Origin of the sequence: Enterococcus sp. 3G1_DIV0629 (assembly GCF_002141285.1) — a bacterium.
GTDB classification, from domain to species: domain Bacteria; phylum Bacillota; class Bacilli; order Lactobacillales; family Enterococcaceae; genus Enterococcus_B; species Enterococcus_B lactis.
Window position 1 is genome coordinate 497,567 of record NZ_NGLI01000001.1, and the last position, 14,508, is coordinate 512,074.

Genomic DNA, 14,508 nt, shown 5'->3' on the forward strand with positions numbered 1-14,508 from the left:
AAAAACACTTACTGGCAAAAGTTTCGTTTTAGTTGACAAATGATCGCGAAGTATCGTTAGTCTCCATTGCCAACCCTCTTAGAAAGTCTATATAATGAAGAAAAAGGAGGGATAAGATGGAAGAATTATCATTATCGAAAAATGTAGCAAATTTACGAAAGAAAAAAGGCGTGACTCAAGAAACTCTAGCTGAATTCATAGGGGTGACAAAAGCTTCTGTTTCCAAATGGGAGACAGGCCAAAGTATGCCTGATGTACTCATATTGCCTAAATTAGCCAGTTTTTTTGATGTGTCTGTTGATGAACTGCTTGGCTATCATCCTCAATTGACGAAAGAGCAAATCAGACACTTTTATCAGCAGTGGACCACCGCTTTTTCTGAAGAGCCCTTTGAATATGTGATGGAGGACTGTAGAAAAGCGGTCAAACAATATTACTCATGTTATCCTTTTCTTTTACAAGTAGCCGTTTTGTGGTTGAATCATTTTATGCTAACAAAGGATCTGGAGGAACAACAAGTAATTCTGTCTGAAGCAGAAGCGTTATGTACGAAAATCGTTGAAGAATCAGCAGAATTATCTCTATGCAATAATGCTTCTTTGTTAAAAGTAGCGGTCATGCTCCAGTTAGGCAAACCAGAAGAAGCTTTATCTGAAATCGAAGAAAAAGCGGACCCCTATCGTTTTACCCAGCAAAGCGACACCTTACTTATCCAAGCGTACCGAGCCGCTGGACAAACAAAAAAAGCGGTAAGCTATACTCAATTCAGCATGTTTTCTCATTTAATCAATCTCGTATCTTCAGCCACCCATTATCTATTGATCCAAATCATTCAATTACCGATTATAGAAGAAACTGTCAATAGAATAGATGCTGTGATCCAAGCATTCAACCTGACGGCGGTCCATCCCAACAGTTGTGCTCAATTTTCTTACGCTGCAGCCTGTGCTTATGCGAAACATGAAAAAGAAGAACAAGTAATAAAGTGCTTAAAACAGTTTGTGGATTTGACACTTATACTTTTAAGCGAGGAAGGCAGGATCCTTCATGGTGATAGGTATTTTGATGAGATAACTGAGATATTTGAAGGAGCAGATCTTGGGGTACAGCAAATAAGAGACACGAAAATCATCAGGGAAGGGGCATTAAGTGCATTAGAAAATCCGATTTTTCAACAAATTGAAAGATCAAAAATTGAAAAACTAAAAAAACGATTGGCAGGCGAGTAATATGGGCATCAAAGAATTTCTTCCATTTTTAATTCCTTTAATCATTGTACAGTTTGGATTACTTATTTATGTACTTCATCATATCTTTACACATTCTGCATATAAACATGGAAATCGAATGATATGGGTGATTATTGTTATTGTTGGTATGCAGTTTATCGGTCCTGTCCTTTATTTGATTTTTGGCAAGGAGGATGCGTAGTGGCTATCTTGACACTTGAAAAAGTCTCAAAGTCTTTTGGTACAAACAAATTGCTGGATGATTTATCTTTTTCTGTAGAAGAACAGACGATTTTTGGTTTCATCGGTAAAAACGGTGCTGGAAAAACGACAACTATGAAACTGATCTTAGGTCTTATCAAAAAAGACAGCGGAACGATCCGAGTGAACGGAAAAGAAGTAGAGTACGGACAAACAACGACCAATCAAGAAATCGGCTATTTAGCTGATGTACCGGTTTTTTATGATTATATGACCGCTTCTGAGTATTTGATCTTTTGCGGCGAACTCACAGGAATGCCTAAACAGCGGATAAAGGAAAAAACCAATGAACTGTTGTCACTTGTCGGTCTGTCGAATGAAAAGAAGCGGATCAAAAACTTTTCCAGAGGGATGCGACAACGTTTAGGGATTGCTCAAGCATTATTGAACGAGCCCAAATTACTCATTTGCGATGAACCAACTTCTGCTCTTGATCCTGTTGGTCGAAAAGAAATCTTAGATATCTTATCCTCTGTGAAAGAGCAAACGACGATTTTATTTTCAACTCATATTTTATCTGATGTGGTGCGTATCTGTGACAAAGTTGCTTTTTTGGATAATGGAAAAATCGTGTTGTCTGGATCAGTGGACGAATTGAAAAAGCAAACAAATGCTAGTGGGTTTGAGATCGTATTTTTTTCCAAAAAAGAGCGCGAACAATTTGAAGAGCTTTTACCTGGAGGGATGATCCGAAGTGAACTGCGTATAGCTTATCCACAAAAAAGTAAAGAAGAAATGCTTTTTGCTATGGATTTGCTAGCCAAGTATCAATTGCCAGTCCAATCAGTCCAGATGGAAGAACCTACGCTAGAAAAACTCTTTTTGGAGGTCGTTCAATCATGAGACAACTCATTGCCTTCGCCAAAAAGGAGCTGAAGGAAAACTGGCGTACTGGCAAAATCATCACGCTAAGTGCGCTCACAGTGATTTTCGGTATAATGAATCCATTGCTAGCTAAATTGACTCCTTATTTAGTGCAAGCTATGTCAACAACTCTGGCAGAGTCAGGGATTTCTGTTCAGAAAATCACAGTTGATGCAACGACTTCATGGACACAATTTTATAAAAATATTCCAATGTTGCTGATTTTCTTCCTTCTTTTATTCAGCGGGATATTGACAAGCGAATACCAAGATGGAACAATCATCAACTTGCTGACAAAAGGGATGAAGCGCTGGAAGATATTTCTATCGAAATGGATCATGGGCATACTATTTTGGAGTGTCAGCTATTGGTGCTGTTATAGTATTACGCTAGCATACACGATTTATTATTGGGACCAGTCGATTATCTTCCATCCTTTATTTATCAGTTTTACTTATTATTTTTTTGGCTGTTGGATTTATTCATTGATTTTATTTTATTCAGCTTTTCTTTCTTCCAATTATGCGGTTCTGTTGGCTAGTGGGGGAACGGTCATTCTGAGTTATGGTGCTGGGTTGTTCTCTAAAGTAGCAGAATATGTACCGACTTATTTGATTTCTTCCTCAAATTATCTTACGAAAGAAATCCACCTTACAGATTATACTCAGTCATTAGCAGTGACGTGTTGTTCTATCGTCATATCCATCGTAGCTGGGTGGCTTGTTTTTAACAAAAAAGAAGTCTAAAATCTGCTATTTCCTAAAAAAAATCGAATTTAATCAAGCTGTAAAGAAAAAAAGCTTTACAGGGTAAAAAAAAACTGTTACACTACATCTTGTGAATAAAACAATGGAGGTGGAAATAAATAATGGCAGTTAAAATCCGTTTAAAACGTATGGGTTCTAAAAAGAGTCCTTTTTACCGTATCGTCGTAGCTGATTCACGTTCTCCTCGTGATGGACGTTTCATCGAAACTGTAGGTACTTACAATCCTTTGAAAGACCCTGCAGAAGTAGTTTTAAAAGAAGACTTAGTTCTTGACTGGTTATCAAAAGGTGCACAACCTTCTGACACTGTACGTAACATCCTTTCAAAAGAAGGCGTTATGCAAAAACACCACGAAGCTAAATTCTCAAAGAAATAAGGTGACCGGATATGAAAGATTTAAGCGACTTAGTCTTAACAATCGTTCGTCCGCTAGTCACTTATCCTGATCAAGTCAAGTTAGATGTCGTAGAGTCGAAAGATTTTTACGAGTACAACCTAACAGTGGCACCTGAAGATATTGGCCGTATCATCGGAAAACAAGGGCGTGTTGCCAAAGCAATCCGCACAATCGTTTACGGTGTTCGGATCAATGCACCAAAAAAAGTGCGTTTGAATATCATCGATGATAAGGAAAAGTAAATAAACGTGCTGTACTCGAATTTTCGAGTACAGTTTTTTTGTTTTTTTATTAATTGAAGAAATGATTATTTGGCAAAAGAAGCAAGAAAGCGTATCCTTATAATAGGAGGGAGTGAGCAGATAATGAGAAATACGATGTTATTTATTCCGTTTGTCTTATTGTTAAGCGCCTGCAGTTTGATTACTGAAAAATCAGACAATACGCGACCATCAAGCAGTACATCTGAAACTGTTGCAAGTACAGAAAAAAGTAGTACCAGAACGGCTTCATCTACTGAACAAACAAGGACTACCTCAAATAATGAGGAGAAGACTGCTTTAAACCAGTTGAAAGAACAACAACCAAACGTGCCCATGCCTTTAGATGTACCAATTTCTTCTGGCTATCTCAATGTCGCAGCGGCACAAACAAAGCAAGGTTATTCTATTTTATATTACGGATCAGATCGTCACCTCAGATTGAATGCTGACGAATTGAATCAAGAAACGCCTATTGCAACTTATCTCTATCAATATGGATTTGCTTCTAGTCAAGAAACGATACAAGTCTTGCAGCCATTTGAGATCGATACAAATGGGCAGCAAATGGATTTAGGTCATCAAATCACGGGGTATCAGCAAGGAGCAGCAGGTTCAAGCTACCTTGAATGGCAAGAAGGAAATTGGCGTATTCGGATCCGTGGGAATAATATAGATGGTCAAGAACCCTTACCGTTAGCTAAAGAAATCGTAGCCTATTTGGAAGAAAACAGGCTGCCAGCACCTGAACAATTTGGTAAGATAACTATTGATATGGGAGATACGACGAATCGAGCCGTAGAAGTAAGCTGGCAAGAACCGAAAAATGTCTATACGATCACTCATCAAGACCCTATGGCTGCATTGAAGATGGCAGTTTGTATGAAGAAGCCATGACAGAAGTGCTCAGCTTCAAGAAATAAGAAGTCATCAAAAACAGCACGCCGCAGTTTTGCATAAAATTGGCTTAATACCCTAAAAGAAAACTAGAATTGCCTCTCCGCACATGCTAAAATAAAACAGACAAAAAAGAAATGGGGATATAAGTTGACTGAATACTTGAATGTAGGAAAAATCGTAAACACACAAGGTATCAAAGGTGAAGTCCGTGTGATCTCAACAACGGATTTTCCAGAAGAACGTTACAAAAAAGGGACGGTGCTGACATTATTCCAAGATGGAAAAGCACCTATTGAATTAACGGTCAAAAGTCATCGTAAACATAAAAATTTTGACTTATTGAGTTTTGAAGGTCATCCTTCCATCAATGACGTGGAAAAATATCGGGATGGCATATTGAAAGTGTCAAAAGACAACTCTGTAGATCTAGATGAAAATGAATTCTATTACCATGAGATCATCGGTCTGCGTGTGGTGGAAGAAGATGGAACGGAACTAGGTAAAGTAAAAGAAATCTTGTCACCAGGCGCCAATGATGTATGGGTCGTACAACGTCCGAAAAAGGCTGATATCTTGCTTCCATATATCGCTTCTGTCGTCAAAGAAGTTGATTTAGAAGCTGGGGTGATTCGTGTAGAAATCCCAGAAGGGCTGATTGACGATGAAGATTGATGTATTGACTTTATTTCCGCGAATGTTTGAAGGTCCTATGGGTGAATCCATCATCGGTAAGGCTGTAGATAAAGGTTTATTAGACATCAATATCTCTAACTTCCGCGACTATTCAGATAATAAACATCAGACAGTAGACGACTATCCATATGGCGGAGGAGCAGGTATGTTGCTCAAAGTCCAGCCAATCTATGATAATATCCAAGTAATTGAACAAGCTGCACCTGATGTCAAGAAACGAGTCATCCTTCTTGATCCAGCTGGTAAACGATTCGATCAGAAAATGGCAGAAGAATTTTCACAGGAAGAACACCTGGTATTCATTTGTGGTCACTACGAGGGGTATGATGAACGTATCCGCACATTAGTGACAGATGAAGTTTCCTTAGGGGATTATGTCCTTACTGGGGGAGAATTAGGTGCGATGGTCATGATCGATGCAACAGTTCGGCTGTTGCCAGATGTGTTAGGCAATCATACTTCTGCCCAAACCGATTCTTATTCAACTGGTCTATTAGAACATCCCCAATATACTCGTCCAGCAGAATATAAAGGGATGAAAGTACCAGAAGTGCTGACAAATGGAAACCATAAATTGATTGAAGAATGGCAATTAAAAGAGTCGCTAAGAAGAACCTATCAACGCCGACCTGATCTCTTGGAAACACTTGAATGGACACCTCAAATGACGAAATTTTTAGAAGAAATCAAGAAAGAAGAGCAAGAAAAATCATCAGATATAGCCAAGTAACTTTTTCTAAAATATTCTTTACAGTAGATTGATAGTATGTTAGTATTTTATGGTGAGTGCACAAGCACTTAACTATTACGATATTCCGCTGTGAGAGAAGCTCATAAGAATATTTGGAATAAGGAGAAGAAAACCATGAATCCATTAATCGAAGAATTAACAAAAGACCAATTACGTTCTGACATCCCAGCGTTCCGCCCTGGTGACACTGTGCGTGTTCACGCAAAAGTTGTCGAAGGTACTCGTGAACGTATCCAGTTATTTGAAGGTGTTGTTATCAAACGCCGCGGTGCTGGAATCAGCGAAACTTATACAGTACGTAAAGTTTCTAACGGAGTGGGCGTTGAGCGTACATTCCCATTGCACACACCACGTGTTGCAAAAATCGAAGTAGTTCGCTACGGTAAAGTACGTCGTGCAAAATTGTACTACCTACGTGCATTACACGGAAAAGCTGCTCGTATCAAAGAAATCCGTCGTTAATCATTGTTATCAGACAGAGAAAGAACCCTTGGCATTCAAGGGTTCTTTTTTTGTTCTTATCATGTACGCGATATTCTTGATTCAGTATTTTTTAATTACTCGAATGGGCGAATAACTTATTAGGATGAGTCTATCGACAAATATTAGTAAAAAAAAGAGCCATATGATAATATCTTTCTTGAGAGTAACCGCTTTAATAAAAAATCCAGAATATTCTAACATAAATGGAGTATTCTTAGAATCAAAAGGAGAAAGAAGATGATTTATACTTATACAGAGCAAGAGAAAATGAAAGTTTTGGAGACATTTATGAAGGATGGTAAAGTAAAACAAGTACCAAGCGCAACAAAAAAGAAATACATCCTGCTGAAAGAAGTCTTGAAACGATTCGAACATGGAGTAATCTATACAGAAACAGAAGTCAATTCGATATTGATGGACGTATTTTCTAGTGCTGATTATGTCGAACAAAGGCGTTACCTAATCACATTCGGTTTTTTCAAAAGAAGTTCGGATGGTCGGGCGTATCAGTTGATGGAAAAATGAAAATTAGAAGTTTTGATTTATACTAATTGAAAAAAATTCAAGTATGCGGCGTAGAACCAACGCTGCATACTTGAATTTTTTTGTCATCTGTATCTATAATACAAAACCAAGAACGTTATTCAAAATATGGATAGCCATGATAAAAGCTAATGAGCGATTCGCAGTTAAATAAGCAATCGTCAGTAAAATCGTTCCAGGAGCGTACATGAAAAAATCAATTGGATGCGTTACATGAATAAATGTAAATAGAAAAATAGAAATCAAAGAAGACAAAATTAAACCAATAGATTGAGAAAGCCAATTAATTAAAAGATGACGAAAAATAAGTTCTTCTAAAATCGGACCAAAGAAAGCAAAAACAATCAAAGTCAAAAATAGCGGCGTTTGTTTTCCTAATTGCAATAAATATTCCTGATTGGCTGATTGGTTAGTAGGACCTAAAATGTATTGCATGAAGACGTCTACTAAAAAGATCAAGCCTACCCAAAAAAATATACTAGCAATTCTCAGCCAAGTTTTTTCTTTGAAATAAGAAAAACTTTCTATGATCTCTTTACGAAACAAAATGATACCAACAATAGAAGGAATACATAAGTTAACCGCGAATACAACAAACTCTGAATGTATTAAATCACTGTTCGTTACCATAGATAATAAGGCTAATGGAAGGATCCCTAATTGAAATCCTATGAATAAAAAATAAAGAATGAATAAAGATAATTCTCTTTTATTTGTACGAATAAATGTCAAAACGTACCTCCTAAAATTAGATTTTGGACAAATGCCCTTTAAAAAGATAACAAGATTTCGTTCTTGGAACAATATATATGCTTTTATTCCAAAGAGGTTGTGAAAACAGTATTTTGTCCTGCGCGTTAGAAAATTGAAAATGGGGAATAGCAACTCGTACTTTACCATTTTTTAAGTGAATATAAGATCAGCTAATTGAACACCGTTTATTCGTGATGAAGGACACAACACTGCAGTCGACACATTTCTCTTTTATGTTCAAAGATAACAAATATTTAAAACAAAGAAAAATAGTAGATAATCCCGTCCTAGTTCCTTTTATTCTTCCCTCCTAGCTTCCAAATTTAAGCAATACTTCAATTCATCAAGTTTTATCTTTTTTTTTCAATAATCGTAAAAAAAGAGTATTTTTTATTTAAAAATAAAATCTTTCTATTAAAGGACAAGACTAAAATAATCTTAGAATAAAAAGAGAATAGAAATGATTCAAACTTTCCATACATCAATAAAATAGTAAAAATTAAATTTTGAATAACGTGCACGTGTTTATTTGATAACGTTTTTTTATTGAGAGGAGGGATGAAAATGACCAAGAAAACTCAAAATAAAATCCAACGTATATGTCAAAAACATTTTGATTCTAGACTAAAAGCTGTATCTCGAAGAAAACACTTGCGTTCCATTGCAGTTTCGATAATCGTGATTCTTACTTTCTTAGGAAGTTTATCCAATATGAATGTAAACGTTTATACAGAAACGTCAAGTTTTGCTAACCAAATGATCGAGGAGACAAATAGTCCACCCGCCTCTGAAATACAGTCAACAGAAAGTACCAATCAGTCTAGCAACAACGAGACAACCTCAACTACACCCTCGACTCAGCTGATTGATCCGACAGAAAAAGAAATTGCAGCAGCAAAAGCAGCAGGGGAAAAAGCTTATTCAGAAACAGGTAGAAGTCAGACATTTAGTGCTGTTGCGGCCACTACGAATTTCAACGGACATACCATACCAGATGGATATACAGTGATATATGCCAAAGATGGAGTCATTGTTGCGGTTAACGGAACGATGAGTGCGGATAAAACCATGTTACAAGGTGTTACCAAAGCAATCGCTTTTATTGATAACCGTCCAGATATCCATAATCTGTTTATTGGCTCCACAGTAAATGGTACTACTACCACCTTCCCAAAAAGTATCTATATGGGGGTGGCTACCGCTGGAAATACGATCGATTCCGTTACACCCAATGCGGATAAAAGTTATTCTTTTACACCCTCAACATGGGGAGGGCTTCCTGCCGGAGGAGGTATGAGTACTTTTTCAATCGGTATACAGTTAGCAAACGATATTCCATTCACAGGGTACTCGATTAAAAATGGACAGATCGTTGATAACAAGGGGAATATTTCAGTTGTCCCAACCTATCAAGTAGCAACGGTTCAGGTCAATGCGAACCGGACAGGAACTTTTTCTTATACAGTCAATGGTGGAGCAGCAAAAATCGGTACGTATGGTACTGCACTATCTGGCATCCATGTGGGGGACAAAGTGGTTATTACTCCAACAGCAGTAACGGGCTATTCTTTTGCACAAACAAACGGTTCTTTCACAGCCCTAGAAAGTAACGTCGATACGGTGACCTATACAGGCAAACAAACACCAATCACTATTAAGTATCAAGACTATTTTGGACAGACGATTGCTCCTTCTAAAATAATGAATCTTACTTACGGAAGTGCTGCACAAGACCTGACGACTAATGTGCCTACTATCATCGGATATACCTTTACAGCTGTTTCAGCAACAGAAACAAAGAACCAATCAGCAACGAGTGTTTCAGCTAGTTTAGATACAAATGGAAATGTAATCGTAAAGGACGCAAATGGAAAACAGATTTCTGAAGTCATCCTATATTATAAGACAAATGAAAGAGTATCAATCAATGTAAATGGCAGTAAGTACTATGATGGTCTTTCTGTTGTACCGATCGTTAAATATACCTTTAATGATAAAACAGAATCAACATCCCTTTTAAACAATGATCTCAGTATTGATCAAATCACATGGAATCCAACTGATTTCAAAGCGATGAATGAAAAGGGAGTTGAAGTAACTGCGCCTACTGAAATTGGAACCTATACGTCTTGGCAATTGACAGAAAGCGGACTAGCTAAACTAGCTGCCAGAACAAACTATCTATTTACTATCGTGCAGACATCTGATATCTATACGATCAAGCCAATCAGCGGTACGGTAGAGCTCGGTGGCAGTAAGACATATGATGGAAAAGTAGGAATCCCGTCAATCCATGTCAAGCCAGCAGAAGGTGTCACCAGTTCGCTTACTCCAGTGCAAGTGACACTTAGCAACACGGACTACACAGTAGATGCACAATCAGCAAAAAATATGGTTAATGCTGGCAGCTATACAATCAAGTTAACGAAAAGCGGAATAGATAAAGTCAAAGCAGCAAATCCCAAGATGTCATTTACTGATATAGCTAACACATCAGGAACCTATACCATCAATAAAGCTGGTGCAGTGATTACTGTCGATGACGCTGTCTTTAATTATGATGCCCAAAGTCACTCGATTCCGGTTGGAAATGTCCACGTTGCTGGTGTTGTCTCAGGTGAATCATTGGATTATACACTAACAGCTAACAGCCGGACAGATATCGGAACACAAATAGTAACGATTAGTTTAAGGGAAGGAACTGTAAACAATAATTATTCGATTACCGCAACAGATACCGCTAAGTTGACGATCAATCCGACTCTCTTGCTTCCTTCGACAGGCGGGATAGGTCTACTACCCTTTGTCTTTTTGGGAATAATCTTTATTTTTTCTGGCTTCTTTTATTTTATCCATCGTAAGAGAAAAGCAGGTGAACAGCGATGAAAAAAACAAAAAATGTACGTGTGGATAAGTTTGCTGTTCTCTTTTTTATCCTACTGGGCTTTTTTATTGGTTCTCCGACTGTGTCAGCTAGAGAATCACCCATCACATTTACTTTGCATAATCGAATGTTCGAAAGCGAACAGATGCCAAGTATCAGTCAAAACGACGGAATGGATAGTCCAGATAACTTTCAGGAGGCAAAAGGGTTGAACGGTGTTACTTTCGCTATATATGATGTCTCGGATGAATTTTACAAGCTGCGGACAGAAGGAAGTAGTGTAGAAGATGCACAAAGAAAGCTAGCACAAAAAAGTGATAGTGGAAAAATACTGGCAGAAAGTGTAACAAAAACAGTAGACGAGGAAGAGGGCATTGCTTCTTTTCGTGTATCGGACAAAGACGAGCAAGGTCGTGACGCTGTTTACCGATTTGCGGAAATAAAATCTTCAGATCAAGTAAAAGAAAAATCAGCACCATTTGTCGTCGTGCTTCCTGTGACAGATTCATCTAATCATAAATTGACGACCATCCACTTGTATCCCAAGAGCGAACAAAAAATACCTGTTGCACTCACATTAACAAAAAAAGTAGAGAACAAGCAGACAGATTTTGCAGATGGGGATAAAGTACCTTATCTCATCACCACCACAATTCCGGAGAACATCAACGAGATAGGAACCTATACGATCAAAGATACAGCTGATCCTCAGTTGTGGCTAGAACCAGAAACAATTGATCTTTTGATTAGTGGAGAAAAGATTCATACATTTCATACACAAAAAACAAAACATGGTTTTGTATTATCAGATCCTGGAAAAGATCTCAGTTCGTTTGCTGGGAAAAAATTAACGATCCGTTACCAAATGACATTGAAAGAAAACAGTGAAAAAACGACATTTGACAACGAGGTACGTTTGACGACTGACAATCAAACAGTAGAAACACATCTTGCCATCCAAACAGGTGGCAAACAATTTGTCAAAGTGGATCGGCAAACGAAACAAAGACTGGCAGATGCTCAATTTCTAGTCAAAAGAGATAATCAATATTTAGCGCAAGAAAATGGGATAAATCACTGGGTAGCCAAAGATGATCCGAGAGCAACGATTTTTACTTCCAGTAAAGATGGAACATTTTCTGTCCATGGTTTGTCTTTTGGAAGCTATGAACTAGTTGAGATCAAGCCGCCTAAAGGATATGTATGGAGTCCAGCACCAATTCTCTTTGAAGTTGAAGAAGGCAGTTATGATCCACTTCATCCTATACCATTGGAAATCATCAACGAACCAGAAGCAAATCGGACAAATAACGGAAAAACGCCAGTTCAGATGCAGACGAATGGCTCATCACATGAAAAAAGTGGAGGAAGCTTTCCAAAAACAAACGAAGAGATGCTTGGAAGTTTTTCAATCTTAGGGTTGTTGCTAGTCCTTTCAACAGGGACAGCTTGGTTTTATAAAAAACAACAAAAAGGAAACAATAGGAGGGAAATAAAATGAAAAACATCAAAACAAAAATATGGGCACTTCTAGGAACTACTATTATGTTGCTTCCTTTCATTCTCAGCCTAGGAACTGCAGATGTCTCTGCAGCCGTATCACCTACACCAGAAAATGTCACGGTTAATTTGCATAAATTGAAATTCACTTCAGCACCAGAAAATCAAATAAACAACGGAACGGAATTGACATTTCCGAATAGTGAACCGTTGAACGGCGTAGAATTCAACGTATACGACATCACTGCTACGTACTATCCAAGTAAAGATACAGCAGTTCCAGCAGACGCTACACCCTTCGCAAGTGTAACAACTTCTGGTGAAGGATTAGCTAACTTGACTCTTCCAGGTAAATCTGATGGGAAAGATGCTGTATACGTCTTTGTAGAAACACCAAAACCTGGTGTCGAAACGTCGCCAAATATCGTGTTAAGCTTACCCTTTTACAACCCTGATTCATCAGACCCTGACAAACCTTTAGACACGATTCATCTATATGCTAAAAATGTCATCAAAGAAAGCAATATCAAAATCCAAAAAGCTGGGAACTTTTCAGGAGTAGATAAGTTAGCAGGGGCGCAATTTCAGATCAAAAATTCAGACAATCAATTTGTGACTGGTTTTGATGAAAACACCGGTGTCGCTCTTTATGGTCCTGCCGAATCAGCATTGACATTCACAACTGATACTGAAGGATCCATCAGTGTCAATGGGTTACTAGACGGCAATTATACTTTAGTTGAAACAAAAGCACCAGATGGTTATCAATTGACCGATCCACAAAAAGAAACCTCATTTGTAGTAGAAAACGGAAAATTGCAACAAACAACCGGAATCATCCATGGCGCGGATGAAGCCGATCTTGGGAATCCAAACGGTGTAGTCAATCGGGAAAATACAACTACAGATAACACGATTACTGTAGAAAATGTCCAAAACTACGGTGATTTCCACTTCATCAAACAAGATGTGAACACGCAAGAAAAATTAGCCGGTGCAGAATTTTCTATTCTAAGAGCAAAAGATCCAACTGTTAAATTAATGAAAAAAATAGCAAACCTTGCCTCAGGAGAATACCCATACGCTTGGTCAGATGAAGTCACAGGTTCTGACTGGGAAGAAGTGAAATTGATTTCTGATTCAGAAGGAAAATTTTCAATCGAAGGGCTGAAACAAGGGGCATACTGCCTTCAAGAAACAAAAGCACCAGAAGGCTACGCATTACCTAAGAATGAAGCTGCGTACACTGAATTTACAGTAGATGATGATCCAACAACTTCTGATGAAACAACGATCGAGAACCAACCTAAAGGAATCTTGCCTTCAACTGGTGGTATGGGGATCATCGTATTCATCTTGGTAGGTATTGCTTTAGTTGGAGGAGCAGTGATCTACTTCAAAAAACGCCATCAAGAAACAGAAGCTTAAACTATTGGAAACAAAAATCATACAATAAATAAACGACAGTGATTCAAATGGGGAGAAAGGTTGTGACAGAAGTGGTCGTTCTCTTGGTATTAAGTCAAATGTATGCAACAATGTGAGGAACCATTTTCAAAAAATTTATCTTAATACTCGAAACTAAACTGCTTTTTCACAACCTCTTCTTTAAACGGTGTTCTCCTGCCAACTCCTCGGTCACAAGTCACAATATTCATCAAACATGAGAAGCTATTTTTTGAAATTGTTCCTTGTGACTCAGAGCTGAACGGCAGGCACACAACCTCTTCATATACATATTAGAAAATAGGTGGACATGATGAAAAAAAGCAGAATAAGAATACTGGACATCTTCATGGCAATCATTTTAGTCGTTGGGATCGGGATCTTTTCTTATCCTTTTGTAGAAGATTCACTGAATGATTTTCTTGCCCAGCAGATGATCATCCATTATCAAAAGCAGGCATCGAGTAAGAATTCAGAAGAAATAAAAAAACAGCAGGAAAAAATGACAAAGAAAAACCAACAGCTGGCAGAGCAAAACGTATCACCAGGGATAGCTAGTTTCAACCAAGCAGTTGATGCAAAAGCATTAAAAGATTTACCTAGTAATGCCTTTTTTATGGAACATATGCTTGGAGTCATCGAAATCCCAAAAATCAATGTCAGCTTACCCATATTCAATCAGACAACGGAAATATTTTTGCAAAAAGGAACGTCATTATTGGAAGGAAGTTCTTATCCGACTGGCGGGAAAAGCACACATGCCGTTCTTTCTGGGC

General features: G+C 37.9%; 15 protein-coding genes and 1 pseudogene. 15 read left to right on the plus strand and 1 reads right to left on the minus strand.

Annotated features, from left to right (window positions below; translation table 11 throughout):
* Nucleotides 1-116: 116 nt before the first annotated feature.
* The 11 genes from A5816_RS02465 to A5816_RS02515 all read left to right on the plus strand — a co-directional run bounded on the left by A5816_RS02465 (nt 117) and on the right by A5816_RS02515 (nt 7,131).
* Complete coding sequence (locus A5816_RS02465; RefSeq protein WP_086310602.1) at nt 117-1,229, plus strand: helix-turn-helix domain-containing protein; 1,113 nt, start codon at nt 117-119, stop codon at nt 1,227-1,229.
* A gap of 1 nt (nt 1,230) precedes the next feature.
* Nucleotides 1,231-1,431 (plus strand): PLDc N-terminal domain-containing protein, encoded by a 201-nt coding sequence (locus A5816_RS02470; protein ID WP_002306273.1) that lies wholly within the window; start codon nt 1,231-1,233, stop codon nt 1,429-1,431.
* Nucleotides 1,431-2,333, plus strand: a complete 903-nt coding sequence (locus A5816_RS02475; protein WP_086310603.1) for an ABC transporter ATP-binding protein — start codon at nt 1,431-1,433, stop codon at nt 2,331-2,333. Before A5816_RS02470 ends, A5816_RS02475 begins: the two co-directional genes overlap by 1 nt.
* Entirely contained in the window at nt 2,330-3,100 is a 771-nt protein-coding gene (locus tag A5816_RS02480) for an ABC transporter permease subunit (RefSeq protein ID WP_086310604.1), read from the plus strand. Before A5816_RS02475 ends, A5816_RS02480 begins: the two co-directional genes overlap by 4 nt.
* Nucleotides 3,101-3,222: 122 nt before the next feature.
* Entirely contained in the window at nt 3,223-3,498 is a 276-nt protein-coding gene (gene rpsP, locus A5816_RS02485; protein ID WP_002290274.1) for a 30S ribosomal protein S16, read from the plus strand.
* Nucleotides 3,499-3,509: 11 nt separating this feature from the next.
* Nucleotides 3,510-3,761, plus strand: coding sequence for a KH domain-containing protein (locus tag A5816_RS02490; protein ID WP_002290277.1), 252 nt, complete (start codon nt 3,510-3,512; stop codon nt 3,759-3,761).
* Nucleotides 3,762-3,884: 123 nt separating this feature from the next.
* Nucleotides 3,885-4,676: a hypothetical protein gene (locus A5816_RS02495; protein WP_086310605.1), complete on the plus strand. Its 792-nt coding sequence runs from the start codon at nt 3,885-3,887 to the stop codon at nt 4,674-4,676.
* Between the two features lie 150 nt (nt 4,677-4,826).
* Complete coding sequence (rimM, locus tag A5816_RS02500) at nt 4,827-5,351, plus strand: ribosome maturation factor RimM (protein ID WP_002290281.1); 525 nt, start codon at nt 4,827-4,829, stop codon at nt 5,349-5,351.
* The gene (gene trmD / locus A5816_RS02505) at nt 5,341-6,102 is read left to right on the plus strand and encodes a tRNA (guanosine(37)-N1)-methyltransferase TrmD (protein WP_086310606.1); all 762 of its coding nucleotides are present in this window, start codon (nt 5,341-5,343) and stop codon (nt 6,100-6,102) included. The genes rimM and trmD overlap by 11 nt, the downstream gene beginning before the upstream one ends.
* Before the next feature lie 135 nt (nt 6,103-6,237).
* Complete coding sequence (gene rplS, locus A5816_RS02510) at nt 6,238-6,585, plus strand: 50S ribosomal protein L19 (protein ID WP_002290284.1); 348 nt, start codon at nt 6,238-6,240, stop codon at nt 6,583-6,585.
* A 258-nt stretch (nt 6,586-6,843) separates the two neighbouring features.
* Nucleotides 6,844-7,131, plus strand: a complete 288-nt coding sequence (locus A5816_RS02515) for a DUF2087 domain-containing protein (protein ID WP_010732233.1) — start codon at nt 6,844-6,846, stop codon at nt 7,129-7,131.
* 93 nt (nt 7,132-7,224) lie between these two features.
* Here the strand turns inward: A5816_RS02515 and A5816_RS02520 are convergent, their stop codons facing one another.
* Nucleotides 7,225-7,881 carry a CPBP family intramembrane glutamic endopeptidase gene (locus A5816_RS02520; RefSeq protein ID WP_010732234.1) on the minus strand — a complete coding sequence of 219 codons (657 nt, stop codon included), beginning with the start codon at nt 7,879-7,881 and terminating at the stop codon, nt 7,225-7,227.
* 579 nt (nt 7,882-8,460) lie between these two features.
* Here A5816_RS02520 and A5816_RS02525 point away from each other — a divergent pair.
* The 4 genes and pseudogenes from A5816_RS02525 to A5816_RS02540 all read left to right on the plus strand — a co-directional run.
* The gene (locus A5816_RS02525; RefSeq protein WP_086310607.1) at nt 8,461-10,788 is read left to right on the plus strand and encodes an MBG domain-containing protein; all 2,328 of its coding nucleotides are present in this window, start codon (nt 8,461-8,463) and stop codon (nt 10,786-10,788) included.
* Nucleotides 10,785-12,287, plus strand: a complete 1,503-nt coding sequence (locus tag A5816_RS02530) for a SpaH/EbpB family LPXTG-anchored major pilin (protein WP_086310608.1) — start codon at nt 10,785-10,787, stop codon at nt 12,285-12,287. The genes A5816_RS02525 and A5816_RS02530 overlap by 4 nt, the downstream gene beginning before the upstream one ends.
* The gene (locus tag A5816_RS16170) at nt 12,284-13,714 is read left to right on the plus strand and encodes a SpaH/EbpB family LPXTG-anchored major pilin (RefSeq protein WP_086310609.1); all 1,431 of its coding nucleotides are present in this window, start codon (nt 12,284-12,286) and stop codon (nt 13,712-13,714) included. The genes A5816_RS02530 and A5816_RS16170 overlap by 4 nt, the downstream gene beginning before the upstream one ends.
* A gap of 331 nt (nt 13,715-14,045) precedes the next feature.
* Nucleotides 14,046-14,508 (plus strand): annotated as a pseudogene (locus A5816_RS02540) (class C sortase); the annotation flags it as partial.